Source organism: Verruconatronum alginivorum, assembly GCF_056590205.1.
Genome location: NZ_JBWPVQ010000001.1, coordinates 5,077,501 through 5,100,335 on the forward strand (window position 1 = coordinate 5,077,501; position 22,835 = coordinate 5,100,335).

Sequence of the window (22,835 nt, forward strand, 5' to 3'; positions counted from 1 at the left end):
TGCAAGGTAGTGTCAACCACCTCTTCGATGTCGACGATCTGGGGATTGGTGATTTCGAAGAGGAGGCTGGAGTGAGCTTCGAAGACGTTCGGTTTACGGATCTGGTGGGCGGCAAGTAGACCGACCAGCACCACAGCGGCGAGAAAGCCGAGCAACCAGCGCTCCCGGATCATGAGGAGATAGTCCCGGAGGGAGCGTTGCTCGTTTTGTCCGGTTGTCTGGGCGCTCCGTCGAGGCGGGCCGCTTTTTCGGGAATCGTCGTGAAAATTGGATTGGTTGCCGTTGGACCTCATAGGAAATGATGGATGTAAGTTTCGGTAGGAGGGGTGTTTTAAAACAGTCTTTCGGGCACCCAGATCACATCGCCGGGATGGATGTCGACCCGGTCTACGGAGTCGCCGCGGCCTCGACCGGTGATCATTCGTTCGACATTCACCGTGAAGTCCATGGTTTGACCGCCGGGGCCTTTGCGGGTGACCCGGACTCGGTTGGAGCGGGCGATACCGGTGAAGCCGCCGGCCCGGGAGATCACTTCGACGATGTCGAGAGAATTGGCTTCAATCGGAAACTCCAGTTTTCCGGGAGAGGCGACCGCCCCGAGGACGGAAACCTCTTTCGGGGCGTAATCGGCCACCCGAATCGTGACCATCGGTTCACGCAGGAACCGGTTCTCCACGTATTCCTTTTCGAGGAATTCTTCGGCTTGGCGGACCGTCATTCCCGCCAAGCGGGTGGTTCCGAGAAGGGGGACGCGAACCTGCCCCTGCCCGTCGATCCGCTGCTCGACGGTCAAATCCGGCTCGCCGTAGACGATGAGTTCAATTCGATCGCGGACGCTCAACTGATAATTGGCAGCGGCGGCGCTGCGGTTTTCCCTGAGGTTGGCGGAGGATTCGGATTGGCCCTCCAGCGTCGACGGATTCGCCGCGAAAAGCAAAGCGACGCATACCAGGTGGATCAGCCAAAACGCTCCGGCGAAGGCTGCGCGTTTCGGCCGACGATTGCCTGCGGTTAAAGTCGATTCGATCATAGATGTCGCACTAGAAGGAGTATCGAGTAAAGAGTTGGACGGTTTGACGGATAAAATCGGCGGGTGCTTCGTTGGACGAATTCGCTGTCAGCGCATAGCGGAACCCCGCGTTCCAGTAGCGGGAAAACTCATAGTCGACTCCCGCCCCCAGGTAGAAGCTGTCGTCGCGGCGGGCGCGCTCGCCGCGGAAATCGAGATGGCGGAAGCCGACCCGCCCGCGAAGATCGATCTTTTGGTTCAATTCGTGATCGACGTCGAGGTAGAGCCCTGTCGTTTCGACGGATTCGTCCGTCGGCGAGATATCGACGTCTCGATTGGCGGAGAGCGTGACGTCGGTCTTGGGCCGCCAGTCCCAGATCACTGAAATCACGGTGACGAGAAGTCCTCGGTCGGGCCCGGCTCCCCGGGCGTCGGTGTGTTGATAACCGGCGGCCACGCTTCCGGTCAGCTTCGGAGCGAGGACACCAACCGCTCCCAAAAAGAGGGCGTGGTCAAGGTTGTCCACCTCGGCGCCGTCCGCCGGTACATTTCCGCTCGATTGGGCCTGTCGGATCCGGTAATCCGCGAACCAATCCAAGTGAGGGGAGTAGCTCCAGCGGAATCCGAAAGTGCCGGTGATCGAGTCGATGTTGCTGAAGTTGTTCACCGTGGTTCGGTCGTAGGCGAGGGTGTTGCTCAATCCCAACCGCTCGCTGACCCGATAGGTGGTGGTAAGCCCGAGGACCGTTTGCTCCGTGCGGACCCGGTCGTTGACGAAATCGTCGACGGCCGTCTCCTGGGTAAAGGCGACGAAAGCCTCACCATCCAAGGGCGAATCGGCGCTGACTGGATAGGTGACGCGCAGGGAGCCAAAAAAATCTTCGGAATCCTCGGCAGAGACATCGAGAAACCGGGTCACATTGACCCCCGCCCGAGCGTCGATCGTTCCCCGACCGGCTTGACGCAGGAATTGGAGTTCGGGAATCAAAGATAGGATCACATCACTGGGCGCTCCACTACGGCCGTAGATATTTGAGTCGTAAACCAACCGGCCCTCAGTGTTCAGAATCACTTCACCCCGAGCGACTTCCCAGAACGCGGTGACTGAGGGAGGGACTGCCGTGAAGAGCGCCAAAAACAATCCCAATCCGGCTGCGGCGCGCCCCATCCGCGGGGGGGCGACGCCCGGCAACAACCGGCTTTTCCTATTCCGGCGAATAGGTTCGTTGGAAACAGAGACTTTCATCGATAATGCACTATAAGAAAGGGGGCGGTTCCGGACAATCGGGCCGACCCCTGTCACGGTTCTCAGGCATTGGGCGAGGTAGACAGGGGAATCACCGGTCGGAATATTCCGGGAAACAATGAGTGAGGGACTTTGGGGCTGCGGGAAGTCGGCCTGTCGGGCCATATCCGCAGGATGGGCAACAGGTTAAAATCTTGTCGAGGGCCCCACCCCTCGATGGGAGAACCCCTGAGTTTACGCGGGTGGTGTCCCCTTTGAGAGAGGCGGCTTGGGGGGAAGGAGGGTCACGATGGTCGCACCCCAGCCTCCGGCGATCGGGTCGGCCTGGCGGTAGGAAACGACCGTCGGGAGGCGGGCCAGCAAACTCTGAACGGTGCGGCGGAGCGTTCCTGTTCCTTTGCCATGGATCACCCGGACCTCAAGGATTCCTTTCGCGCGGCAGGCGGAGAGGTATTCCGGAACGAGGTCGCCGACTTCGTTGGGACGAAAGGTGTGCAGATCGAGGGTCCCGTCGATCGGAATTTCGATCGGCTCCTCCTCGTCGGGATTATCCGGGAAATCGGTCATGCGAAAGGTCCGTACGCCCAAGGACCGCCGGCTTTCGCCGACGGTCCCGGAACCCAATAACCGTAGATCAAAACGAATCCTTGCAGAAGGAAATAGAGCGTGAGCTCTATTCGTTTTAACAAGTTCTCAGAAACGGGTCGCGGGAAAAAGTTCAAAAAATTATTCACATCCGCTTTTTAATCGAGAAAAGCGGTGAGAGGACTGGTTGGTTCGGCCTTGTTTCCGGCTTCCGGGAGGCCCAATTCGAAGGCGCACCGGCCGGCTTGGGCGGCGGCGGCGAAGGCGCGGGCCATGCGGATCGGGTCGGAGGCGATGGCGATGGCGGTGTTGACCAAAACCGCGTCGGCTCCCAGTTCGAACGCGGCGGCGGCGTGCGACGGTTGGCCGATTCCGGCGTCGATCACCACCGGGACGCGCGCCTGCTCGATGATGATTTCGAGCTGGTGCCGGGTGTCGAGGCCGCGATTGCTGCCGATCGGAGAACCGAGAGGCATCACCGTGGCGGTGCCGACGTCCTGAAGGCGCTGGGCCAGAACCGGATCGGCGTTGATGTAAGGGAGCACGACGAACCCTTCGGCGACCAGGATCTCGGCGGCCTTGAGCGTTTCGATCGGATCGGGCAGGAGGTAATTCGGGTCGGGATGGATTTCGAGTTTCACCCAATTCGGGAGTCCGGCGGCCTGGGCCAACCGGGCCAGCCGGACCGCTTCGTCGGCGTTCATGGCCCCGGCGGTGTTGGGCAGGATCAGGTAGCGGTCGGATTCCAGATAATCGAGTATGTTGGCGAACGGATCCTTTTGTCCGCTCAAGTCGGCTCGTTTCAAGGCGACGGTGACCAATTCCGTTTCGGAAGCCGCCAAAGCTTCCTTCATGGTCTCGTTGCTGGAAAACTTGCCGGTGCCGACAAAGAGCCGCGAACGAAACTCGCGGCCGGCGATCACCAGCGGTTCGGATGGAAACAGAGTGGTCATAAAATCGAATTTCCGAATCTAGAAGGAAACCGGGCTGAGGCAAAAGATAATTGATCGGATTCGCGCGAAGTCGCTTCGGGCGCGATTGAAAGTGGTGGGAAAAACAGACAATCATCTGTCATTGCGAGGAAGGAGGAACGACTGACGCGGCAATCCACGTTCCGGTAAAGGGGGCGCGGGTCGCTGTTTCGTGGATTGCTTCGTCGGCGGAGCCTCCTCGCAATGACACGACGGTCGCTTCCAGCGGTTCTTTCCGTTGGCTTGCAAAAGGCGAGGGAGGCGGGGAGAATGGGGCTTTATGGCAACGAGATTCGGAAGGATGACGAGGGGGGCGGGAGTGGTTGTGGCGTTGGTCTGCGGGGCGGCCGCCGGAGTTTGGGGTCATGGTCCGGGCGACGGTGCCGGCGGTTGGTCCGAGGCTTTGTTGCCCGAAGCGGAAGCGAAGTTGGAGGAAGGCGATCTTGCGGGGGGAATCGACCTGTACCGGGCCGCTCTCGCCGAGGCCGAAGGGCCGGAGGCCCGTCTCGCGTTGGCGGGGCCGTGGGCCCGGGCGCAGTTTATCGGCGGTCGACTCCGGGAAGGGCTGGCGGTGTTCGAGGACCCGGCGCGGGCTCCGGGGGAACCGTGGGAGGCGGCGGTGATGCGGGCGGCGGTTTGGCAGTTTCTCGATGATCTGGCGACGGCCCGGAATGAAATCGCCGACTTGTCGGATGCGGAGTTGCCGGAGCGGTTCGCGGGGACCTTGGAGTTGCAGCGGGCGGTCTGGGCGGCGGAGACCGGGTCGGCGGAGGAGGCGATCGCGCTTTTTCGCGTGGGAATGGAGGCGGACGATTCAGCCGAATCGGTGATTCATTATATCGAGGCCTTGATCCGGGCGGAAGCCGGGGATGATTTGGCTGAATTTGTGGAAAGTAGGATGGGGCGCCTCGAAACGGAAGGGGAGCTGTGGCGGGGGTTTTTGCCGGAGCTGACGGAGAATGAGGCATTTGATCCGACCATCGCGCTTCTCGAACAGGGGTGGAGAAATTCGGAAGAGAACCTGGTGGTTCTGTTTGCCCTGGCGGAACTTCGGCTGTTTCAAGGACGAATCGAGGAGGCGGAGGAGATGTTTTGGCGGATTTTCGAAACCCGGGAGGCGACCGCCGGAGCAAGCGGAATACGTTACTTTCAGCGTCTTAACGCTTTTTTGCCGAACCGGTTTTCGGTGAAGAACCGGATTTCCCGGGCGACGGGTCGCTACGGTAGTCCGATGGCGCGGGATTTTATGTTGTCGGGATTCGACGACAACGTCCGGGTGGGGAGCGTCGAACAGGCCCGCGATCTCGCGTTGCATTATCTGCGGGAGTTGCGGCTTCCGGTCGAGTCGAGCGGGGATTTTCTCGCCCGGGTGAGGGACGGCCTCGATGCGGGCGGGCAAGCGGCCGGTCCGAGGATCCTCGCGTTCGCGGCCATGGGTGCGCCGAAGGCGATGTTGGACGAGGTCGAGGCGTTTGTCGAAAGCGAGGTGAGGGACAATGGGGCGGCCGAATTCTCGCTCTTCGCGATGAACCGTTATGTTCTGAGTTCGAGCCGGTTTCCGGAAGTCGGCGAACGTGTGCTGCAATTGACTCCGAAAATCGCCGGCAAGTTTGAAGATGAGCGACCGTCCGGTTTCGCGGAGCGGACGGATGAACTGCAGGCCCGAATTCTTCGTCGGCTGGGTGAACGCCCGGAGATGACCGGAGAGGCCGATCCGAGGGAACAGGCGCTGGAACGGATGCAGCGGGCGGTCGAGGAGGGTGATATCGAAGGGGCCGTGGGATATTACCGGGCGGCGATCGCCGACGGTTCAGCGGAGGAATTGCGATCGGCGCTTTTATATTTGGCGGGACTTTTTATGCGTGAAGGCAGGTTTGATCGAGCGGCGGATTTGGTCGCCGAATATTTGGAACCGGTCTATTCGAAAGATCCCCGCGCCCGTTTTTTTGTCCCGGTCGATTGGGAGCGGGCGGGACCGTTTCCGCCCCCCGGTCCCTTTTTCAATGAAATGGAGATGGAAGAACTCCAGGGAGCGTTTTCCACGGTCGCGCAAAGCGACGCGGCGGGATTGTTGAAAGAAAAAATTGCCGGGAGTCGCGCCGAGTTGCCGGAGAATCGACGGGCCGGGGCGGCGGCGGCGCTCGCGACGTTCCATGTTTGGTCGGGCGAAGAGGAGGAGGCTTTGGCGGTGATTCGCCAAAGCGCGGAGGAATTGAAGGATCCGGCTCTGCGGGTGTTGGAGGCTTATTTGCTGGGAATGCGGGAGGATTTCGCGGAGGCGCGGGAGTCGTTGGAGGAAGTAGTGGCCAATGGCGGCCCGCTTCGGGAAGCGGCGTTGCGTCTGCGATTTGCTTGGGCGGTCGCGGCGGGCGATGCGGAGGAAGCGACGCGGGACGCCCGGGCCTTGAGTGAAGTCCGGTTGCCTGGAGGGGATCGGTTGCGAGTGGCGGCCGGCTTGCTCTCGGTCGGCGACCGGGACGCCGGAACCGCCTGGTTGGAAGGAGTCCGGGCGGAGGAAGTCGGTTGGCATGATGGGGAGTTGTTTCAGGAATTGCGGTGGGAGGTTCTATTGGCGGAAGGAGAGCGGGAACGGGCGGCGGGTCAGGCCAGGTTCGTGTTGTTGAAGGATCCGGCGCTTTCTCCGGCCCGTCCATTCGACCGTTTGCGCGCCGGCGCCCACCGGGTTTTGGATCGCACCGGCGAAATCGAGGGATATGCCCGCGATTTGGAAATGCTCCTGACATTGGCTCCGGGCTCCCGGACGCTGCATGTCCTGCTGGGGGATCAGGCGACCTACCAAGCTTCCCAGGCGGCGGACCGGGGGGATGGCGAAGCTCGTCGCCGGCATCGGGAGACGGCGCTCAAACACTACCGGACCGCGTTCGAATTGCGTCCGGACGATCGCGAGGCACGGGTTGGTTATGCCGAATGGTTGGCCCGGGAGGAGTTTGCCGAATTGGCGGCGGAGGAGTATTGGGAATTGGCGCACCAAGATGCCCAGATGGTGTTGATCGATTTCACCAGCGTGTTGGACGTCTTCGAGAAGGCGGGCGATTTGGCCCGTTGGGTCGACTTTTTCGACGAGTGGTCGGCGCCGGAAGCGGCGTCGATGGACCAGTTTTACGGATTGCAGCCGACCGAGCACTTAATTCGGCCACTCGGGGAACGACTGTTGAGGCAAGGGGAACGGGCTGACGCGGCTCGGGCGTGGGCCAATGGGTTGCGGTTGAATCCGATCGGGTTCACCGAGCAAATTCGAGTGGCTCTCTCCAGACTCTATCGGGAGGAAGAGGATCGGGAAGGGGTGCTCCGACTCCTGAGAGATTACGTGGCGGAACCGAATCCCGACCGTCATCTTTATGCGGTGCAACCGTTTGCCACCCCGGCCTCACGTTGGGTCGAACGGACCGTCGGCGCGGGTGGCCGGGATGCGCCCCCGGTCGACGTCCTGATTGAGGACTCGATCCAATCCGGACACGTCGAGGAATTGAGGGCGGCGGTCGGTGCGTGGCGCGAGGAATGGCCCGATCGATTTTCGTTGGAAGTGTTTGAGGTTTATCTCGCGGCCCACCTGGGCGACGACGGGTGGTCCGAGGCCTTGGAACGGATTGAATCCGGTCTGCCCGGGCGCGAAGGATTCGTCCAGGGGGCATGGCCCTTGGTGGAAGAAGTTTTCAAGCGGTTTTGAGGATCGTTTCCGGCCATCGAAAAACCTTGAAGGGTTTTTCGCGGGAGTGGGGTTAGACTTGGCAGATGAAAGACGAAGACGCGAAACTCGACCGGCTCCTCGGGGAATGGCAACCGTCGGCGCGGCGCAATCCTGATTTCGGGGCGGCGGTCTGGCGGAAGATCTCCGAGCGGGAAGAGACCCGATGGGAAACCGTTGGCGACGATCGGAAAGTTGTGTCGTTCCAGGAGCGGTGGACCGGATTAGCCATGGCCGCTTGTCTCGGGATGGGGGCGATCCTGGCGGGGATTGGTTTGGCGGAGGTGCGGTTGCAAGGGGAGCGGGAGATCGCTTCCGTCCAGAGTCCCCAGCAGGCGTATTTTGAATCGATCAACCCGGTTGCCTTAGCACGGCACGAACACGTCCACCAATGAAAAACTGGGTCTGGGCAATCTTAACGGCTGTCGCGCTGGGCGTGGTGGCGTTTGGCAGTTATTCGACCTGGCATCATGCGGCGGCGGACAAACGGGGCGGCGAGTCCGACCGGCTGGAATGGCTCCGGGTTGAATTTGCCTTGAGCGACGAACAGTTCGCGCAAGTCCAGCGAATCCACGCCGAATACGCTCCGGTTTGTGAAACCCTGTGCGCGATGGTGGTCGAGGCGAAGCGGGAGTTTGAGCGGGCGATGCTCGAATCGGCGGACTATTCGGAGACCATCGACGGAAAACTGGTGCACCTGACCCGCATCAAGGAAGAGTGCAACCGGTCGATGCTCCAGCATATTTACGCCGTCGCGGCGGTGATGGAGCCGGAGCACCGGCAGCGATACCTCGAAATGGCGCGAGGACAATTCACCCGCGAGATGCATGGGCATTAAAAGGAAATCGCGAGGAATGTCGCCTCGGTTTGCCTTCGTCGGCTATTTTAATAACATCTCCGCGAAACGATGACCGCCGAAGAAAAGAGCGACGCCACCCTGATGCAGGAGTTGCGGGATGGAAACGACGGGGCGCTTTCGATCTTGATCGAACGTTGGCAGGGACCGTTGTTGTCGTTCGCCTTTCGATATACCCAAAATCAAGTCGACGCGTCGGACGTGGCGCAGGAGACGTTCGTGCGGGTTTATCAGAGTCGGGAACGTTACCGGCCGAAAGGGAAATTTTCCACCTGGTTGTTTACGATCGCCGCTAATCTTTGCCGAAATCGGGCGCGGTGGCGCAAACGGCATCCCTCGGTGCCCCTCGAATTTCCCTCCGACGACGGCCGGACAACGGACGGCGAGGAGTGGCTGGAGGACGAGCGGGCGACTTCACCGGATGATTCTCTGTTGCGGGGGGAACGGATCGACGCGGTGAAGGAGGTGATCGGAGAATTGCCGGACGACCTCAAGGTGGCACTGATTTTATTTCAATACGAAGGAATGTCGCACCAGGAGATCGCCGAGGTGGCCGGGTGCTCTCCCAAAGCAGTGGAGACCCGGCTCTACCGGGCCCGAGGTTTCTTGAAAAAGCGGCTCGCTCGTTTCCTGCGCGACGATGTGATTCCGGGGCGGCCCCCGCCGTTTATCACATTGTGAACAGGAAAACCGATCCGACGACGAACAGTATGATCAAAATCAGCACGATGAAGCCGCCGACCGCCAGCTTCATTCCGAACTTTTTGATCAACCAGCCTTTAAGCAGAAATTTCAGGAGTTTCACCTCTCCAATCTAAGCAAACTGAGCTGATTTCGCAAAAACGGTAGGGACGTTCTTCCGTCAGGCGGTTCGACCGGTCAGGCGGCGGGTGCAAAGCTTTTCCAGTTCGACCACCAGAAGCGTGACCAGTCCGGCGGCGAGCACCAGGAGCAAGGTTCCCGCCGGCAGAGCGGCGGTTCCGAACAGCACCTGGACGGGCGGCAGATAGGTGAAGGCGGCCTGCAGGACCAGGAGGACGCCGATGGCGAGCCAAACCTTTGGATTGCCGAATAGACCTTCGCGGGTCAGGACGTTGCCGTAAATGTAGCGGCTGCTGAACAGATAGAAGATGCTCGCCATCACCAGGACATTAACGGCGGTGGTCCGGGCCACCTCCAGGCTGGCCGCCTCCTTCATGTAGACGAACGATCCGAACGCCAAGGCCAGCAAGATCAATGAAACGTAGGCGATTCGGAAAACGAAGTAGCCGGTCAGTATCGGCTCTGACGGATCCCGGGGCGGCGTTCGCATGAAGCCGCGTTCCGGCGGTTCGAAGGCGAGGGCGAGGGCGAGGGTGACCACCGAGACCATGTTGACCCAAAGGATTTGCACCGGGGTGATCGGGAGGACGCTCCCCATCAGGATCGCCAGCACGATGATGCTGGCTTGGCCGCCATTGGTCGGGAGGAGGAACAGGAGCGTTTTCCGGAGATTGGCGTAAACCGTGCGGCCCTCTTCGACGGCATGTTCGATCGAGACGAAATTGTCGTCGGCCAGAACCATCTCGGCGGCTTCCTTGGACGCCTCGGAACCTTTGATTCCCATCGCCACCCCGACGTCGGCCCGCTTCAGCGCCGGAGCATCGTTCACCCCGTCGCCGGTCATTGCCACCACGTGGTTTCGTTTCTGCAACGCCTGGACCAACCGGAGCTTGTGTTCCGGGCTGGTCCGGGCAAAGACATCGTTTTCCTCGGCCAACCGGTAGAGTTTGTCGTCTCCGGTTGATTCGATGTCGTGGCCGGTGATCGCGTGCCGACCGTCGCCGATATTCATTTGCGCGGCGATGGAGCAGGCGGTCGCGGCGTGGTCCCCGGTGATCATTTTTACCCGGATGCCCGCGGCGTGACAGGTCTTGACCGCTTGGATCGCCTCTTCGCGTGGGGGGTCGAGGATGCCGACCAACCCGACCAGGACGAGGTCCTGCTGCACGTGGGAATGATCGATTTGAGAGGCGGCGCTTGCGGGCTTGGAAGCGAGAGCGAGGAGGCGTTCGCCGCGGGCGGCGGTCTCCTCCAGTTTGCGTATCCAAAAATCCCGGTCGATCGGGGTGTCGCCATCCGGGCCCCGCTGGGCGGAGCACATGTCGAGGAGACGGTCGGGCGCTCCTTTGACGTAGATGATGTCGGCGTCCTGGTGGAGAGTCGCCATGTATTTGTGCTCGGACTCGAAGGGGACGTGATCGGTGCGGGGCGTTTGTTGATTCAGATGGTCGCGGGAGAAACCGGCTTTGAGGGCGAGGGTCAAAAGCGCACCTTCCGTAGGATTCCCGTTCAGTTTCCAAATGCCATCCTCGTCCTGGTCGAGTTGCGAGTCATTGCAGAGGACCGCGGCATGGAGAAGTTCGCGGAGGACCGGGTGGTCGGAGGAATCGGCTTTGTTGCCATCGGCTTTGATCTCGCCCTTCGGCTCGTAGCCGGTGCCGGTGACAGTGAAATTCCGGGCTCCGGTGATTATGGTCCGGACCGTCATTTCGTTGCGGGTGAGGGTTCCGGTCTTGTCGGAACAAATCACCGTGACAGAGCCGAGGGTTTCGACCGCCGGCAATTTCCGGATGATGGCGTTGCGTTGCGCCATCCGGCGGACGCCGATTGCGAGGGCGATGGTCATGATCGGGGGCAATCCTTCCGGGATGGCCGCGACGGCGATGCCGACGGTGGCGAGAAAGAGCTCGTCGAAGGTGTAATCGCGGAGGAAAAAACCGAAGGCGAAAACCGCCGCGCTCGAACCGAGAATCACCAGACTCAGCCACCAGCCGAATCGATTGATCTGGCGCAGAAGGGGGGTGGTGAGTTCTTCCACCTCGGAGACCATTTCGCTGATCCGTCCGATCTCGGTTTGCCCGCCGGTGGAGGTGACGATTCCGCGGCCCCGGCCTTGGGAGACGATTGTTCCGGAATAGGCCATCGAGAGTCGATCGCCCAGACCGGAGTTTTGCTCGACCGGTTCGGGAGATTTTTCGACCGCTTCGGATTCGCCGGTCAGGATCGCTTCCTGGATTTGGAGGTCCTTGCAGTCGAGCAGACGGATGTCGGCAGGGATTTTGTCCCCCGATTGCAGGAAAACGATGTCGCCCGGGACCAGTTGGTCGGCGGGGATTTTGCGTTTTCTGCCTCCACGCATCACTTGGGCGTCGAGCGACAGCATCTTACGGATGGCGTCGAGAGCCTGGTTGGCCTTCCCCTCCTGGATGAAGCCGACAATGGCGTTGACGATCACCACGCCGAGGATGACCGCGCTGTCGATCCAGTGTTGGAGGAGAGCGGTGACGACGGCGGCCGCCAGCAAAATGTAAATGAGGATGTTGTGGAATTGGGCCAGGAAACGTTGGATTGGCCCTGGGCCGCTTTGTCGGGGAAGGGTGTTCGGCCCGTATTCGTCGAGGCGTTGGCGGGCGGTTTCGTCCGTTAGGCCGTCCGAAGGGTGAGAGCCCAAGCGGGTCACCGCTTCGTCGGCGGCGACGGAGTGCCAGGGAGTCGAGGACGGATTCGAAGGGTCGGTTCGGTCGGCGGGCTGGTTCATGGGTGCTCCGATTCCAGCTTGGAGACTCTTTCCAGAACGGGCAAGACACTATCGGGGTTCAAGGAGATCGAATCGATGCCGGCTTTCACCAGAAACTCGGCGAATTCCGGATGGTCGCTGGGAGCCTGGCCGCAAATTCCGACGGGGCGTTTCTTTTCGTGGGCGTCGCGGATCAAATTGGAGATGGCGAGTTTGACCGCCTTGTTTTGCTCGTCGAACAAATGCTTCAACTCCCGGCTGTCGCGATCGACCCCGAGCACCAGTTGGGTCAGGTCGTTGGAGCCGATCGAGAAACCGTCGAATCGGTCGGCGAAGTCTTTGGCGAGGAGAACGTTGGACGGGATCTCAATCATCACGTAAATTTTGAGACCGTTTCGCCCGCGCTCCAGGCCGGCCTCCTTCATCACTTCGAGAACCCGGTCGCCCTCTTCCGGGGTGCGGCAAAACGGAATCATCACCACTACATTGTCGAACCCCATAACTTCCCGGACCCGGCGGAGGGCCTGGCACTCGAGGAGGAAGCCATCGCGGTAATGGTCGTTGTAGTAGCGTGATGCTCCGCGGAATCCAAGCATCGGATTGCTTTCGCGGGGCTCAAAATCCTCCCCGCCGATCAGTCCGGCGTATTCGTTCGTTTTGAAGTCGCTGGTCCGGACCACCACCGGATCCGGATATTGGGACGCGGCGATTTGGGCGATGCCATAGGCGAGGTGATCGACGAAAAAGTCCGGTTTCCGTTTGTATCCGGCGGTCAACGCGGCGATCCGCTTTTTCGCGGCCTTGTCGGTCACCCGTTTGGGCTCCAGGAGGGCCAACGGATGGATCTGAGTCGAATTGCTGATGATGAATTCGATCCGGGCCAAACCGATGCCCCGGCAAGGCAGTTTGTGCCAGCGCATGGCGGCGCCCGGACTGGCGATATTCATCATGATCCGGGTGCGGGTCTCGGGAGCCCTCTCCAGCTGGATCTCCTTTTCGTCGAACTTCAGGATTCCTTTGTAAAGGATCGCTTCGTCCCCTTCGGCACAGGAGAGGGTGACTTCCTGGCCGGTCTTGAGAACCTTGGTCGCATTCCCGCAACCGACCGCCGCCGGGATCCCCAGCTCGCGACTGACGATCGCCGCGTGGGCGGTTCTTCCTCCGAGGTCGGTGACCACGGCGGCGGCCCGTTCCATGATCGGCCCCCAGTCGGGGTCGGTCATCTCGGTAACCAAAATCTCCCCGTCTTTGAAGCGGTCGCCCTCCTGCGGTTTTTTCAACACCCGGACCTTTCCGGCGGCGATCGCGTCGCCGATCGCCGCGCCACGGACCAGTTCCCGGGAACGCTCGCGTAGGGCGTAGGTCTTGAGCACTCCGAGCTGTTTGCGGGATTGCACCGTTTCGGGCCGTGCCTGGACAATGAATACATCGCCGGATTTGTCCTGCGCCCATTCGATGTCCATCGGTTTGCCGTAGTGTTTTTCAATGACGCATCCCCAGCGGGCCAGGGTCAGGATTTGTTCATCGCTCAAGACGAACGCCGCGCGCTCCTTACGTCCGGTTTTCACGTTCTTGACCTTGGCTCCTCTGCCTCGGGCGTAAACGGCCTTGATCTCTTTCGTTCCTTTGCGTTTGCGAATGATCGGGACCAATCCGGATTGGGCGAGCAAAGGCTTGAAGACGAGGTAATCGTCCGGATTGACTTCGCCCCCGACGACCGTTTCGCCAAGTCCCCAGGCCGCGCTGATGACGACGGCATCGGTAAATCCGGATTCGGTGTCGAGCGTGAACATCACCCCGGCGGCCCCCTTGTCGGCTTGCACCATTTTTTGGATACCGACCGAGAGGGCCACTTCCAGATGGTCGAAGCCTTTGTCCTCCCGGTAACTGATGGCGCGGTTGGTGAACAAGGATGCCAAGCAACCGCGGCAAGCCTCCAGGAGGTCGCGCTCCCCGGTCACATTGAGAAAGGTCTCCTGCTGGCCGGCGAAACTCGCTTCGGGCAAGTCCTCGGCGGTGGCGCTGCTGCGGGCGGCGACGCTCAATTTCCGGCTTTTGTAGCGCCGCGAAAGCTCCTGGTAGGCGCCGGTGATCGCCGCCCGAAGGTCATCGGAGAATTCCGCTTTGCCGATCAGTTTTCGGATTTCGCTGCCGGTTCGGTCGAGGGTTTGCTTTTTCCGTTTCATCCGGTCGATTTGGTGACGGATCTTCTCCTCCAAATCATTTTCGGCGATGAAATCCCGGTAAGCCTGGGCCGTCGTAGCGAATCCGTCCGGCACGCGGATTCCCTGTTCCTTCAGTTCGCGCAGCCTCTCGCCGAGGGAAGCGTTCTTGCCTCCAACTGCCGGGACGTCGTTCGAACCAAGGGTGTCGAACCAGCGGATGTATTCGTTGTTCTCCGCCATCGGAGTTTTCAGCGAGAGGTGAGCGGAACGCCGGTCGGGGATAAGATCTCACCGGTGTAAAATCGGCCGTCCTCCGACGCCAGGAAAACGAACGAAGGCGCGATTTCGGCCGGTTGGGCGGCCCGTCCCCAAAGGTTGCTCGAACCAAACGACTCGACTTTGTCCTCGAACCGGGTCGCCGGGATCAGGGGAGTCCAAACCGGTCCGGGGGCGATGGTGTTGGCCCGGATTCCCTGGTCGGCCAGGCTGACCGCGAGGCTTCGGGTAAAGTTGTGGATCGCGGCCTTGGTCGCGGCGTAGTCGGTGAGCCGGGGATGTCCCTTGAAGGCGACGACTGAGCCGACGTTGAGGATGACGTCGCCGGCGCGCATGCGGGGCACCGCGCATTGGGCCGTCCAGAAGTAGGAAAAGAAGTTCGTCCGGAAGGTGCGTTCGAGTTGTTCCGGGGTGATTTCGAGAAAGTTTTCCACCTCATGGTGGAACGCGGCATTGTTGACCAAAATGTTGATGCCGCCGAGCTCATCCACAGTCCGTTCGATCAATGATTCGCAATGGGACCGGTCTTGGATGTCTCCATCCATCGCGATCCCTTTCCGACCGGCTTTTTCGACCCACGAAAGGGTTTCCCGGGCATCCTCATGTTCGTTGTAGTAGGCGATCGCCACATCGGCCCCCTCCCGGGCGAACGCGATCGCCACCGCCCGGCCAATCCCGCTGTCGCCGCCGGTGATCAACGCTTTCTTGCCGGCGAGTTTTCCGCCCCCTTTGTAGGTCTCTTCTCCATGATCCGCTTTTGGACTCATTTCCCGGTCGGAGCCGGGCCATTTTTGATCGGGCTGGCGCCCGGGCTCGCCCTCAAGGATCTCGCTCCGTTTTGGATTCGATGGGGCATTCAAGCCGTGATGCATATCTTCGTGCCGTTTGATCATAGTTCCTCCTTTTAGTGAAAAACGCGTCTCCCTTACCATCTTAACCCGGCGACGGGCCGGTGTCCAATGAACGGGCCGGGGAGATGGGCGGAGGCCGCCGTCGCAAAGTTTTTTCTTATTTTTAATGATTTGCATTTGCATCAAGGAAGAGGGGCTTCATAGTGATCGGCGATGTCTAGTGAAGGAATTTCCTCTTTGTCGGATGAAACGATGCCACTGCCGGAATCGGCCCGCCGGGTCGATCAGTTGGGCGTTTATGTGTCGGCCGCGTGCGCCGTCCATTGTTTGGCTCTGCCGCTGTTGGTAGCGGCCATTCCGACCGTGAGCTCGATGATGTTCATCGGTGAAGGAATCGAGGTGTTGCTGGCGATTGCCGCGGTCTTATTGGCGGTCGCCTGTCTTTGCTGGGGCTTTCGCATCCATCGGAAAAAGCGACTGTTTTTGACCTTTGCCGCCGCCGCCGCTTTTATCGTCTGGGGTCAGTTGTTCGCCGAAGGATGGCTGGAAGTCTTGCTGGTAGTGACGGGCGCCTTGGGATTGATCGGCAGCCACTTGCTGAATCGGAAGCTATGCGACGGTTGCCACACCTGTTCCGGCGACCATTCGCACGGCTGAGTCGGGGTTAATTGGGGTAAATTACCGTAGTCGGGTTGGCTTCGCCGCCCGACCGCAGCGGCCGGGGATGACCGGATGAAGGGGATGACTTACGTCGCTGGCGGAGTCGATGATTTGTGCGCGCATCGAACGGCTCGGAAATGGGGCGGCAAAGCCAACCCCACTACTTCAGAGGCGTCCGAACCGGCGCGCGCGTTCTCGCTCATTCCAGAAGTTTGAACACCGAGGAGGTGAAGGCTTCGAGAATAGGGCCGGCGAAGTCGGAGGGTGAAAGTTTCGGGTTTTCGACCAGCGGGGTGAGATCGACCGCGTAGGCGATCCGCTCGGCGTCGTCGATGCTATGGGAATCGAGGAAAGTGGCGTTGGCCAATCGACGGCCTTCTACCGCGCGGTCGTAGCGTTTGCCTCCGATGATTTGGGAATCGAAGGCTCCATTCAAGGCGGCGGCCAGATTCGGATGGGCGCTGACGTCATGGAGCACTTTGAACTCATCCGGCAGCCAGTCGAGGCCGCGCCAGACCTCGCATCCGAACACCTTTTTCGGACGTGCATCCTCGGGAAGCCGGCGGAGGGCGGCCAAGGTGGCTTGGAAAACACCGATGTGGGTCGCGTGTTTGTCGAATGGATTGTGGGTGTAAACAACCTCCGGGCGGGCCTCCAGAAGGATCGCTTCGATGTCGTCGACCATCGGGCCCTGTTCGGTCGCATTTTTGGCGACGGAGCTGGGATGGCCGAGTTGGGCCATGAATGAATATTGACCGAGAATGGCCGCAACCTTCTGTTCGTCGGCCCGCACGGCGTTCATTTGGGCGTCGGTGAAATCGGCGTAGAGGCCGGTCCGGGCGCTGCCGGCGCCATCGGTGCAGGTGATGCCCCCGAACCAACGGTCCGCCCGTCGGAAACATTGAAGGATGCCGTGCAACGCCATGAATTCGAGGTCGTCCTGGTGGGCCCCAATTCCGAGATGGGTGGTACGGGGCAAACCTTCGGTGGCGGGCCGGGCGTCGGGAATGAACAGGTCGTGATGGGAATGGGAAAGTTTCATGATAAAAGATTTAGGGTTTTCAAATGCGAATTGAATTCATCCGATCGCTGTAGGGCGTCTGCCTTGTTGGAGTTTCGGCTTTAGCCGGTCTTTGCGTTGAGCTGTGGGGACCGCCTGAAGGCGGGACTCCAACAACCTGACGCTCCAACGGTTTTCATTTCATTCGTGTTTATTCGTGTCCATTCGTGGTTAGCTCCGTCAAACGGCTGTATCCGTTTCACCGAGCGATGCGCGGAAGGCTGGCTGCGGCGGCGGCTTGGCCGTGTCGTTTGGTTTTTTCGTCGGGAATATGGAATTGAATTTTTCCGGAGATCGCCGGGAACTCCGTTTCGAGAACTTTGCGGGCCTCGTGCAAAATGGTGTCGCCGCCGGCGCCGGAACTGACGCGGCCGAGGAACAGGAGATGTCGGTAATCATAGAAGTCGGTGTAGTGGGCCAATGAATACCCGAAGCAGACTCCGATCGACGAGTAGATCGCGGCAGCCCGGGCGTCGCCTTCCGCCATCTTTTGTTGGACGAGTTCGAGTTGTTCCGGCAGACCGGCGTCCGCGTCGAACGGGATGCCCGAGGCGGGAAGGAGGCGGCCGACGGCTTGTTGAGAAAAATATTGGACGCCGCAACCGCGGTCGCCGCTCCATTCGTCGACCGGACCGTCGGACCGATAATCGACCGGCACGAAGGCGAGTTCGTTGAGCCAACCGGTGATCCGCCCGCCGGGGTCGATGTAACCGGCGGCGAGGCTGGTTCCCATCGCGATGCCCAAAATAGCGTTTTGGTTGATCGACAAGGCGCCGGCGAGGGCGGTCACATCGCCGTCGTTGGCGATTTCGAACGGAACATGATTCCATTCGGCCCGAAGGTCGTGGAAGAGATTGCGGATCGAGCGGTCGAAATCCTCCGGACTGATGCCACGGAAAAGTGAGCCGACCCGCGGTTCGTTATCAATGTAAATGCCGGCCGCGCTGCCGCCGATGGCGTCGACCCGAGGCAGATGCCGGGCCGCCCGTTGCAGGCTGTCGCGAATTCCGGCCCGGTGGTACTCCGGGTCGCTTTCGAAGTAGGGATTCCATTTTACCTCTTCCGAAAATACGATCTCGCCGTCGATCAAAGCGGCGCATTTTCGGTCGCTGCCACCGAGATCGAATCCGATCCGGCACCCGTCCAGATGGCGTCCGACTGGGCTGTTGGATTGACCGGCGTTTCCGGTTGGGATTTCTTGCGTCCCGCTTTCGTCGATGATGAACGGCTGGAGAAAGCAGGTCTTGCCGAGAAATTTCTCGTCGAAGGCCCGTGCTCCCCCGGGGTGGTAGATTTTTTGGAGGCTGGCCACGATGTCGGGAGCGCCGGAAATGGAGACCCGGTGTCCGCCCCAAGCCCAGAGCAGCGTCTTGACCAGGCGTTCGCTGAAGAGGAGGTTCAATTCCCGGAATTCCGCTTCGTCAGGGAGCATCCGGGTGGAATAGGTCCAGGCGACCCCACCCTGGCGATGGATTCCAAAGTGGACCGGACGTCCCGACCGGTGGTCGGCGGCCAAGGATTGGTAGGCCCTGTTCCAGAGGGAGGCGGGAAGGAAGTCCGGATCGAGTTCCGGGCGAAAGTGCGGTGTGATTGGGAGCATGGTGTGGGGTCAGAGTTGGATTTTCCAGAGTTTGAAACCCTCGATCGCCTCGTATTCGGCGAGACCGAGGGCATCGTAGGCGTCGGCGGTCGCGTGGTTGATCTCGCTGGCCAGATTCCACGTGTTGCCGCTTCCCCCCTTGGTGATGGTCGGGGATTGGTTGCGTTGAGTCTGATGTTGGTAAATGCCGTGGATTTTGTTTTCCAGTTCGTCCGGCGAGAGGGGAACGGCCATGTCGATTTCATGGGTTTCCCATTCCATCCCGGGACCGCGGAAGAGCCACACCTTGCAATCGTCCAACCACTTTTCGGTGCTGATTTCCCGGAGGGCGTGGCGCAGGATTTCGAAGCCGAGGGCGGGAACGGAGAGCGGATCGTTGCCGTAGCCGGTGGCGAAGATCTGGTGAGGACGGAGCTCGCGGAGGAGTTCCACCAGTTTGGCGGTGTCTTCTTCCGTCGGCTGGAATCGCCGGTAACGGCCCTTTTCGTAAAACGGGAGGTCGAGGAATCGAAGCCGGTCGGAGTCGACGTCCAGAATTCGGGCGGAGGAACGACTTTCGGCCCGGCGCATCAACCCCTTCAATCGCCGAATTTCGGGAGTGTCGTCGCCGAAGTCCCCTTTGTCCCGGAGCTGTTGGGCGACCAACCGGGCGAACTTGAGGTCCTCGGAACTCTGGCGTTCCTCACCGAGTTCGAGCATCAATTCGATCACCTGCCGCACCTCGCTATCGGGGACCGCGAGATTGCCGGAAGTGAGGTAGGCGACGGTGACATCGTTCCCCTGGTTGACCAGGCGGTGGAAGGTCCCTCCCATGCAATAGACGTCGTCGAGTGGTTCCGGACTGAGAATCAGGGACCGCTTTGGAAACGGTTCCGCCCGCTCCGGACGGTGGCTGTCATCGGCGTTCGGTTTGCCGCCCGGCCAACCGGTGATGGTGTGCTGGGTCGTATTGAACATCCGGATATTCAATTCATAGGCGGAACCTTTTTCGGTCAGAAGATCGGCCATGCCATTCTCCGAGTAATCTTCCTCGAGCAGCTTCAGAAGCGGTTTTTGCACCTTCCGGGAAAGCCAAATGACAGCGCGGCGGATCATCTCGGGCGTCCAGTCGACCGTCTTGACCAACCATGGGTAACGGACCCGGGTCAACCGGCTGGCGGCGGCTTCGTCGATGCAGAAGACGCAGGCCGGATGTTGTTGGAGGAAACTGGCCGGAATCGCCTCGGTTTGCGGTCCTTCGACCGATTGGACGATCACGTCGGCCTTCGCTTCGCCCCAGGCCAGGAGGAAAACCTTCCGGGCGTCGAGGATGGTGCCGACCCCCATGGTGATGGCATGCCGGGGGACGTTTTTCTCGCCGAGAAAGTCGCGGGCCGCGTCGCGCCGGGTCAGACTGTCGAGGGTCACCAGGCGGGTCCGGGAGTCGGGGGTCGAACCCGGTTCGTTGAAACCGATGTGACCGGTCCGACCGATGCCGAGAATCTGGATGTCGATGCCGCCCGCCTTGCGGATCGCTTCCTCGTATGTGCGGCAGGTTCGCAACACCTCCTCGCGGGCGACGGTCCCATCGGGAACATGGGTGTTCTCCGGTTTCACGTCGATCGAGTCGAAGAGCTGTTCCTGCATGAACCGCCGGTAACTCTCCGGATGGTCCCCGGCGAGCCCGTAGTATTCGTCGAGGTTGAACGTGATGACGTTGGCGAACGAAAGACCCTCTTCGCGGTGCCGGCGGATCAGTTCCCGGTAAAGCCGGACCGGGGTCGATCCCGTGGCGAGACCGAGAACGGCGTTTTTGCCCGCCGCCTGGCGCTCGGCGATCAATTCGCAAATCGCATCGGCGACGTGGGTGCAGGCTTCGTCGGCGGAAGTGTAACTGACCGTGAGGATACGTTCGTTTTGGGCGGATTCGGACTCGAAAAACTTGGCCATGGTGGGAGTATATCACGCGGGTATAGTTAAGGTTTTGACAATATCGGCTGATTTTTTGATGATTTCGGCAATTTGAAGGACCCAACCGAGATCGATTTTCCCCAAGTGGGGGCGGAGCCGCCGAGTTATTACCGGGGTCTCGATTCCCCTTCCCGGATCCGGACCCGCAACGTGGTGGTTTTCATGCGGGATTCGAAAACCAATCTTCAACAAAGCCGCCTGACCAATCTCTCCCATCATCGGCACGTCTTGATTTTCGTGGTGGCGACGGCCGGCGTGGTCAGCCTGGAAGGAAGCCGCCGGCCCTTGCGACCGGGCGACGCGCTCCTGGTCCTGCCGTATCAGTTTCATCATTACATGGATCTGGAGGAGACCGACTTGCGCTGGTTGTTCGTGACCTTCGATCTTGAGTCGGGCAACGAGGAGCTGGAAACCTTGAATCAGCGTATCCTTCGCCCGGACCCGAGGACGGTCGGGCTCCTGCGGCGGACGGTGGAGGTATGGAATGCCCCGGAGGAGGAACTGGGGAGGGCGGCCGAAATCCTCGTGACGCTCGATCAAGTCATGCTCCGCCTGACGGCTGGGCTGGAGGCCTCTGGCCGGGGGGATCCCGGGGCGAAAGCGGTGGGGGTATCGTGGATCGCGCGAGTGGAGTCGTTGGTGTTGCGATCGTTGCGTGAAGGGTGGAGCATTCGGCAAATTGCGGAAAAGATCAACGTTTCGGAGCGCCATCTTCGCACTCGTTTCCGAGCGGAAACCGGAGTGAGTCTCCGCCGTTACCGGGCGAACATCCAGCTGCATCGGGCTATCGCCGGTATGAAGCAAGCCCACCTCTCGATCGGCCAAATCGCGGAGTTAAGTGGTTTTCGTTCGCAAGCGGTCTTCACCCGTTTCATCCAACGCGAAACCGGCCGCACCCCCAGTGAATGCCGCCGCCTCCTCCACACCGGCGCTTTGGATGAACTTTTCGCTCCCTGACTTTGCTTGGAAGCTCCGAATTCTCTCCTCACGATCGAAGCATCCGCCACCGATTTGTTTCACGGCGAATGCCGGGGGATGGCATTGCAGGCGGCCAAATCGAGGGGCTTCCGCCGACCTTCTTCTGAAACCGACGCCGACGGCGGACGGCAGGATGCCATCCAGCCTGGTGACGCAGCAGTTCATTCCAGGGTGGGTCCTGGACGCAGACTATTTGGCGGGGAGGGTGGTGTTGCGTTGGATGAGTTCGGATTCGAGGATTTTTCGGGGGAGGGGGGAGGAACTTGGATTTTCCACGGCGTGGATCAGCATGCGGACCGCTTCGCGGGCCATGTCGCCGGAAGGGCGGCGGATGGCGCTGTAGGTGGGGCGGCAGATTTCGCCCACGCGGAAACGGCCTCCGATCAACATGTCGCCGATCACAGTCAATTGCAGGTCGTCGGGGAAATTGAGATGGTTCTCCTCGGCGTGTTTCAGAATGTCCAGGGCCATCCAGTCCCCTTCGCAAATCAAACCGGAACGGCTCGTGAGAGTATCGAGAGTCGAGCGGATGTCCTGGTCGCTGTTGACCGTGACGATTTGGCCGGAGACCGCGTGACGTTGGCAGAAATGATCGAAGACCGCGGCGCGGCGGGCCCGCATCTGGTGACCGGTTCCCGGAGTGAAGAGGACGAGTTGTTCGCAGCCGGATTTCAGGTAGCCTTCCAGGACCCGCAGGAGGGAGGTTTCGTAATTCACCTCGACCAAGCCCGCCTCCGGCAGACCGGGAAGGGCTCCTTCGAGGAAGACCGTCTGGGTGCCGGATTGTCGCAACAATTTGAGGGTGCGGGTGTAGCCCCAAGCGGTGTCGGACGGGAGCCAGATCAGGCCGTCGACCCGCTGGCCGAGCACGTAGCGGATCGCCTTTCGTTCGGCGTCGAGGTCGGGAGCGACGGTGAAATGGATGGAAAGGCCGTAGCCGTGGGCGTTCGCTTCCAGTTCCGCGGCGTCGAGGGCTTCGGGGGTGTTCCAGGGGACCACCAGGCTGATGAACTTCGACCGGCCCTCGCGGAGGCCGGCGGCCAACCGGTTGGGAATGTAATTCAATTCCTGCGCTTTGGCGAGGATCCGCGAGCGGGTGTCCTGGGAAAAGCGGGTGTTGTCAGGATTGCGGAGACATTGGGAAACCGCGCCAATCGAGACGCCGCATGCTTCGGCCAAGGTTTTCAGGGTGATCGGAGCCTGCGACTTGGTCGCGTCGGAATTATTGGGAGTGTCAGTCACCGGCATGAAGTTGGTTGTCCTGTGTTGAGAATGATTAAAGAGACGAAGTCGGGTCCAGTCAAGGGAAGCTCCCCGGGAGGAGCAAGCCCAACCGTTGCGTTTTTTGCGACAGAATCGACCT

At 60.6% G+C, this 22,835-nt stretch carries 19 protein-coding genes (1 of these 19 running past the window's edge); 6 read left to right on the forward strand and 13 right to left on the reverse strand.

Features of this window, described 5'->3' with window-relative positions; all coding sequences use genetic code 11:
- From ACWUI2_RS18565 to ACWUI2_RS18585, 5 genes are all read right to left on the reverse strand, one after another.
- A protein-coding gene (locus ACWUI2_RS18565; protein ID WP_486984335.1) for a GumC family protein crosses the window boundary here: on the reverse strand, positions 1-293 show its 5' portion. The gene continues 1,924 nt to the left of window position 1, outside the view; only the first 293 of its 2,217 coding nucleotides appear in the window; it begins with the start codon at positions 291-293; its stop codon lies off the left edge, out of view.
- A gap of 38 nt (positions 294-331) precedes the next feature.
- A complete protein-coding gene (locus tag ACWUI2_RS18570; protein ID WP_486984336.1) occupies positions 332-1,030 on the reverse strand; it encodes a polysaccharide biosynthesis/export family protein in 699 nt (232 codons plus the stop codon).
- 10 nt (positions 1,031-1,040) lie between these two features.
- Complete coding sequence (locus ACWUI2_RS18575; RefSeq protein WP_486984337.1) at positions 1,041-2,255, reverse strand: outer membrane beta-barrel protein; 1,215 nt, start codon at positions 2,253-2,255, stop codon at positions 1,041-1,043.
- A gap of 234 nt (positions 2,256-2,489) precedes the next feature.
- The gene (locus ACWUI2_RS18580; protein WP_486984338.1) at positions 2,490-2,822 is read right to left on the reverse strand and encodes a Smr/MutS family protein; all 333 of its coding nucleotides are present in this window, start codon (positions 2,820-2,822) and stop codon (positions 2,490-2,492) included.
- Between the two features lie 176 nt (positions 2,823-2,998).
- A complete protein-coding gene (locus ACWUI2_RS18585; RefSeq protein ID WP_486984339.1) occupies positions 2,999-3,793 on the reverse strand; it encodes a thiazole synthase in 795 nt (264 codons plus the stop codon).
- 319 nt (positions 3,794-4,112) lie between these two features.
- Between ACWUI2_RS18585 and ACWUI2_RS18590 the strand changes: the two genes are divergently transcribed.
- The 4 genes from ACWUI2_RS18590 to ACWUI2_RS18605 all read left to right on the forward strand — a co-directional run bounded on the left by ACWUI2_RS18590 (position 4,113) and on the right by ACWUI2_RS18605 (position 9,054).
- Complete coding sequence (locus ACWUI2_RS18590) at positions 4,113-7,499, forward strand: ATP-binding protein (protein ID WP_486984340.1); 3,387 nt, start codon at positions 4,113-4,115, stop codon at positions 7,497-7,499.
- Between the two features lie 65 nt (positions 7,500-7,564).
- Positions 7,565-7,912 (forward strand): hypothetical protein, encoded by a 348-nt coding sequence (locus ACWUI2_RS18595; protein ID WP_486984341.1) that lies wholly within the window; start codon positions 7,565-7,567, stop codon positions 7,910-7,912.
- Complete coding sequence (locus tag ACWUI2_RS18600; protein ID WP_486984342.1) at positions 7,909-8,355, forward strand: periplasmic heavy metal sensor; 447 nt, start codon at positions 7,909-7,911, stop codon at positions 8,353-8,355. The genes ACWUI2_RS18595 and ACWUI2_RS18600 overlap by 4 nt, the downstream gene beginning before the upstream one ends.
- A gap of 69 nt (positions 8,356-8,424) precedes the next feature.
- Positions 8,425-9,054: an RNA polymerase sigma factor gene (locus ACWUI2_RS18605; protein ID WP_486984343.1), complete on the forward strand. Its 630-nt coding sequence runs from the start codon at positions 8,425-8,427 to the stop codon at positions 9,052-9,054.
- Here the strand turns inward: ACWUI2_RS18605 and ACWUI2_RS18610 are convergent.
- Genes ACWUI2_RS18610 through ACWUI2_RS18625 form a run of 4 tightly spaced genes read right to left on the reverse strand, consistent with a single transcriptional unit; the run spans position 9,044 to position 15,140 of the window.
- Positions 9,044-9,178 (reverse strand): hypothetical protein, encoded by a 135-nt coding sequence (locus tag ACWUI2_RS18610; protein WP_486984344.1) that lies wholly within the window; start codon positions 9,176-9,178, stop codon positions 9,044-9,046. The two genes, ACWUI2_RS18605 and ACWUI2_RS18610, sit on opposite strands and share 11 nt — an antisense overlap.
- A gap of 57 nt (positions 9,179-9,235) precedes the next feature.
- A complete protein-coding gene (locus tag ACWUI2_RS18615; RefSeq protein WP_486984345.1) occupies positions 9,236-11,953 on the reverse strand; it encodes a cation-transporting P-type ATPase in 2,718 nt (905 codons plus the stop codon).
- Positions 11,950-14,337: a phosphoenolpyruvate synthase gene (ppsA, locus tag ACWUI2_RS18620; RefSeq protein ID WP_486984346.1), complete on the reverse strand. Its 2,388-nt coding sequence runs from the start codon at positions 14,335-14,337 to the stop codon at positions 11,950-11,952. The genes ACWUI2_RS18615 and ppsA overlap by 4 nt, the downstream gene beginning before the upstream one ends.
- 8 nt (positions 14,338-14,345) lie before the next feature.
- Entirely contained in the window at positions 14,346-15,140 is a 795-nt protein-coding gene (locus ACWUI2_RS18625; RefSeq protein ID WP_486984347.1) for an SDR family oxidoreductase, read from the reverse strand.
- Positions 15,141-15,437: 297 nt separating this feature from the next.
- On the opposite strand from ACWUI2_RS18625, the gene ACWUI2_RS18630 reads away from it, so the two are divergent.
- A complete protein-coding gene (locus tag ACWUI2_RS18630; RefSeq protein ID WP_486984348.1) occupies positions 15,438-15,881 on the forward strand; it encodes a MerC domain-containing protein in 444 nt (147 codons plus the stop codon).
- A gap of 202 nt (positions 15,882-16,083) precedes the next feature.
- Here ACWUI2_RS18630 and ACWUI2_RS18635 read toward each other — a convergent pair whose 3' ends face one another.
- The 3 genes from ACWUI2_RS18635 to nagB all read right to left on the reverse strand — a co-directional run bounded on the left by ACWUI2_RS18635 (position 16,084) and on the right by nagB (position 20,473).
- The gene (locus tag ACWUI2_RS18635; protein WP_486984349.1) at positions 16,084-16,926 is read right to left on the reverse strand and encodes a PIG-L deacetylase family protein; all 843 of its coding nucleotides are present in this window, start codon (positions 16,924-16,926) and stop codon (positions 16,084-16,086) included.
- A gap of 217 nt (positions 16,927-17,143) precedes the next feature.
- A complete protein-coding gene (locus ACWUI2_RS18640) occupies positions 17,144-18,544 on the reverse strand; it encodes an ROK family protein (protein ID WP_486984350.1) in 1,401 nt (466 codons plus the stop codon).
- A gap of 9 nt (positions 18,545-18,553) precedes the next feature.
- Positions 18,554-20,473, reverse strand: coding sequence for a glucosamine-6-phosphate deaminase (gene nagB, locus ACWUI2_RS18645; RefSeq protein ID WP_486984351.1), 1,920 nt, complete (start codon positions 20,471-20,473; stop codon positions 18,554-18,556).
- A 72-nt stretch (positions 20,474-20,545) separates the two neighbouring features.
- Here nagB and ACWUI2_RS18650 point away from each other — a divergent pair, with 72 nt between their 5' ends.
- Positions 20,546-21,451 carry a helix-turn-helix transcriptional regulator gene (locus ACWUI2_RS18650; RefSeq protein WP_486984352.1) on the forward strand — a complete coding sequence of 302 codons (906 nt, stop codon included), beginning with the start codon at positions 20,546-20,548 and terminating at the stop codon, positions 21,449-21,451.
- A 210-nt stretch (positions 21,452-21,661) separates the two neighbouring features.
- Here the strand turns inward: ACWUI2_RS18650 and ACWUI2_RS18655 are convergent, their stop codons facing one another.
- Positions 21,662-22,720, reverse strand: coding sequence for a LacI family DNA-binding transcriptional regulator (locus tag ACWUI2_RS18655; protein WP_486984353.1), 1,059 nt, complete (start codon positions 22,718-22,720; stop codon positions 21,662-21,664).
- Positions 22,721-22,835 lie beyond the last annotated feature (115 nt).

Coding starts and splice junctions, on each gene's coding strand:
- ACWUI2_RS18630 (WP_486984348.1), top strand. CDS start 15,438: ATGTCTAGTGAAGGAATTTCCTCTTTGTCGGATGAAACGATGCCACTG.
- ppsA (WP_486984346.1), bottom strand. CDS start 14,337: ATGGCGGAGAACAACGAATACATCCGCTGGTTCGACACCCTTGGTTCG.
- ACWUI2_RS18590 (WP_486984340.1), top strand. CDS start 4,113: ATGACGAGGGGGGCGGGAGTGGTTGTGGCGTTGGTCTGCGGGGCGGCC.
- ACWUI2_RS18635 (WP_486984349.1), bottom strand. CDS start 16,926: ATGAAACTTTCCCATTCCCATCACGACCTGTTCATTCCCGACGCCCGG.
- ACWUI2_RS18570 (WP_486984336.1), bottom strand. CDS start 1,030: ATGATCGAATCGACTTTAACCGCAGGCAATCGTCGGCCGAAACGCGCA.
- ACWUI2_RS18625 (WP_486984347.1), bottom strand. CDS start 15,140: ATGAGTCCAAAAGCGGATCATGGAGAAGAGACCTACAAAGGGGGCGGA.
- ACWUI2_RS18605 (WP_486984343.1), top strand. CDS start 8,425: ATGACCGCCGAAGAAAAGAGCGACGCCACCCTGATGCAGGAGTTGCGG.
- nagB (WP_486984351.1), bottom strand. CDS start 20,473: ATGGCCAAGTTTTTCGAGTCCGAATCCGCCCAAAACGAACGTATCCTC.
- ACWUI2_RS18585 (WP_486984339.1), bottom strand. CDS start 3,793: ATGACCACTCTGTTTCCATCCGAACCGCTGGTGATCGCCGGCCGCGAG.
- ACWUI2_RS18615 (WP_486984345.1), bottom strand. CDS start 11,953: ATGAACCAGCCCGCCGACCGAACCGACCCTTCGAATCCGTCCTCGACT.
- ACWUI2_RS18575 (WP_486984337.1), bottom strand. CDS start 2,255: ATGAAAGTCTCTGTTTCCAACGAACCTATTCGCCGGAATAGGAAAAGC.
- ACWUI2_RS18655 (WP_486984353.1), bottom strand. CDS start 22,720: ATGCCGGTGACTGACACTCCCAATAATTCCGACGCGACCAAGTCGCAG.
- ACWUI2_RS18600 (WP_486984342.1), top strand. CDS start 7,909: ATGAAAAACTGGGTCTGGGCAATCTTAACGGCTGTCGCGCTGGGCGTG.
- ACWUI2_RS18640 (WP_486984350.1), bottom strand. CDS start 18,544: ATGCTCCCAATCACACCGCACTTTCGCCCGGAACTCGATCCGGACTTC.
- ACWUI2_RS18595 (WP_486984341.1), top strand. CDS start 7,565: ATGAAAGACGAAGACGCGAAACTCGACCGGCTCCTCGGGGAATGGCAA.
- ACWUI2_RS18580 (WP_486984338.1), bottom strand. CDS start 2,822: ATGACCGATTTCCCGGATAATCCCGACGAGGAGGAGCCGATCGAAATT.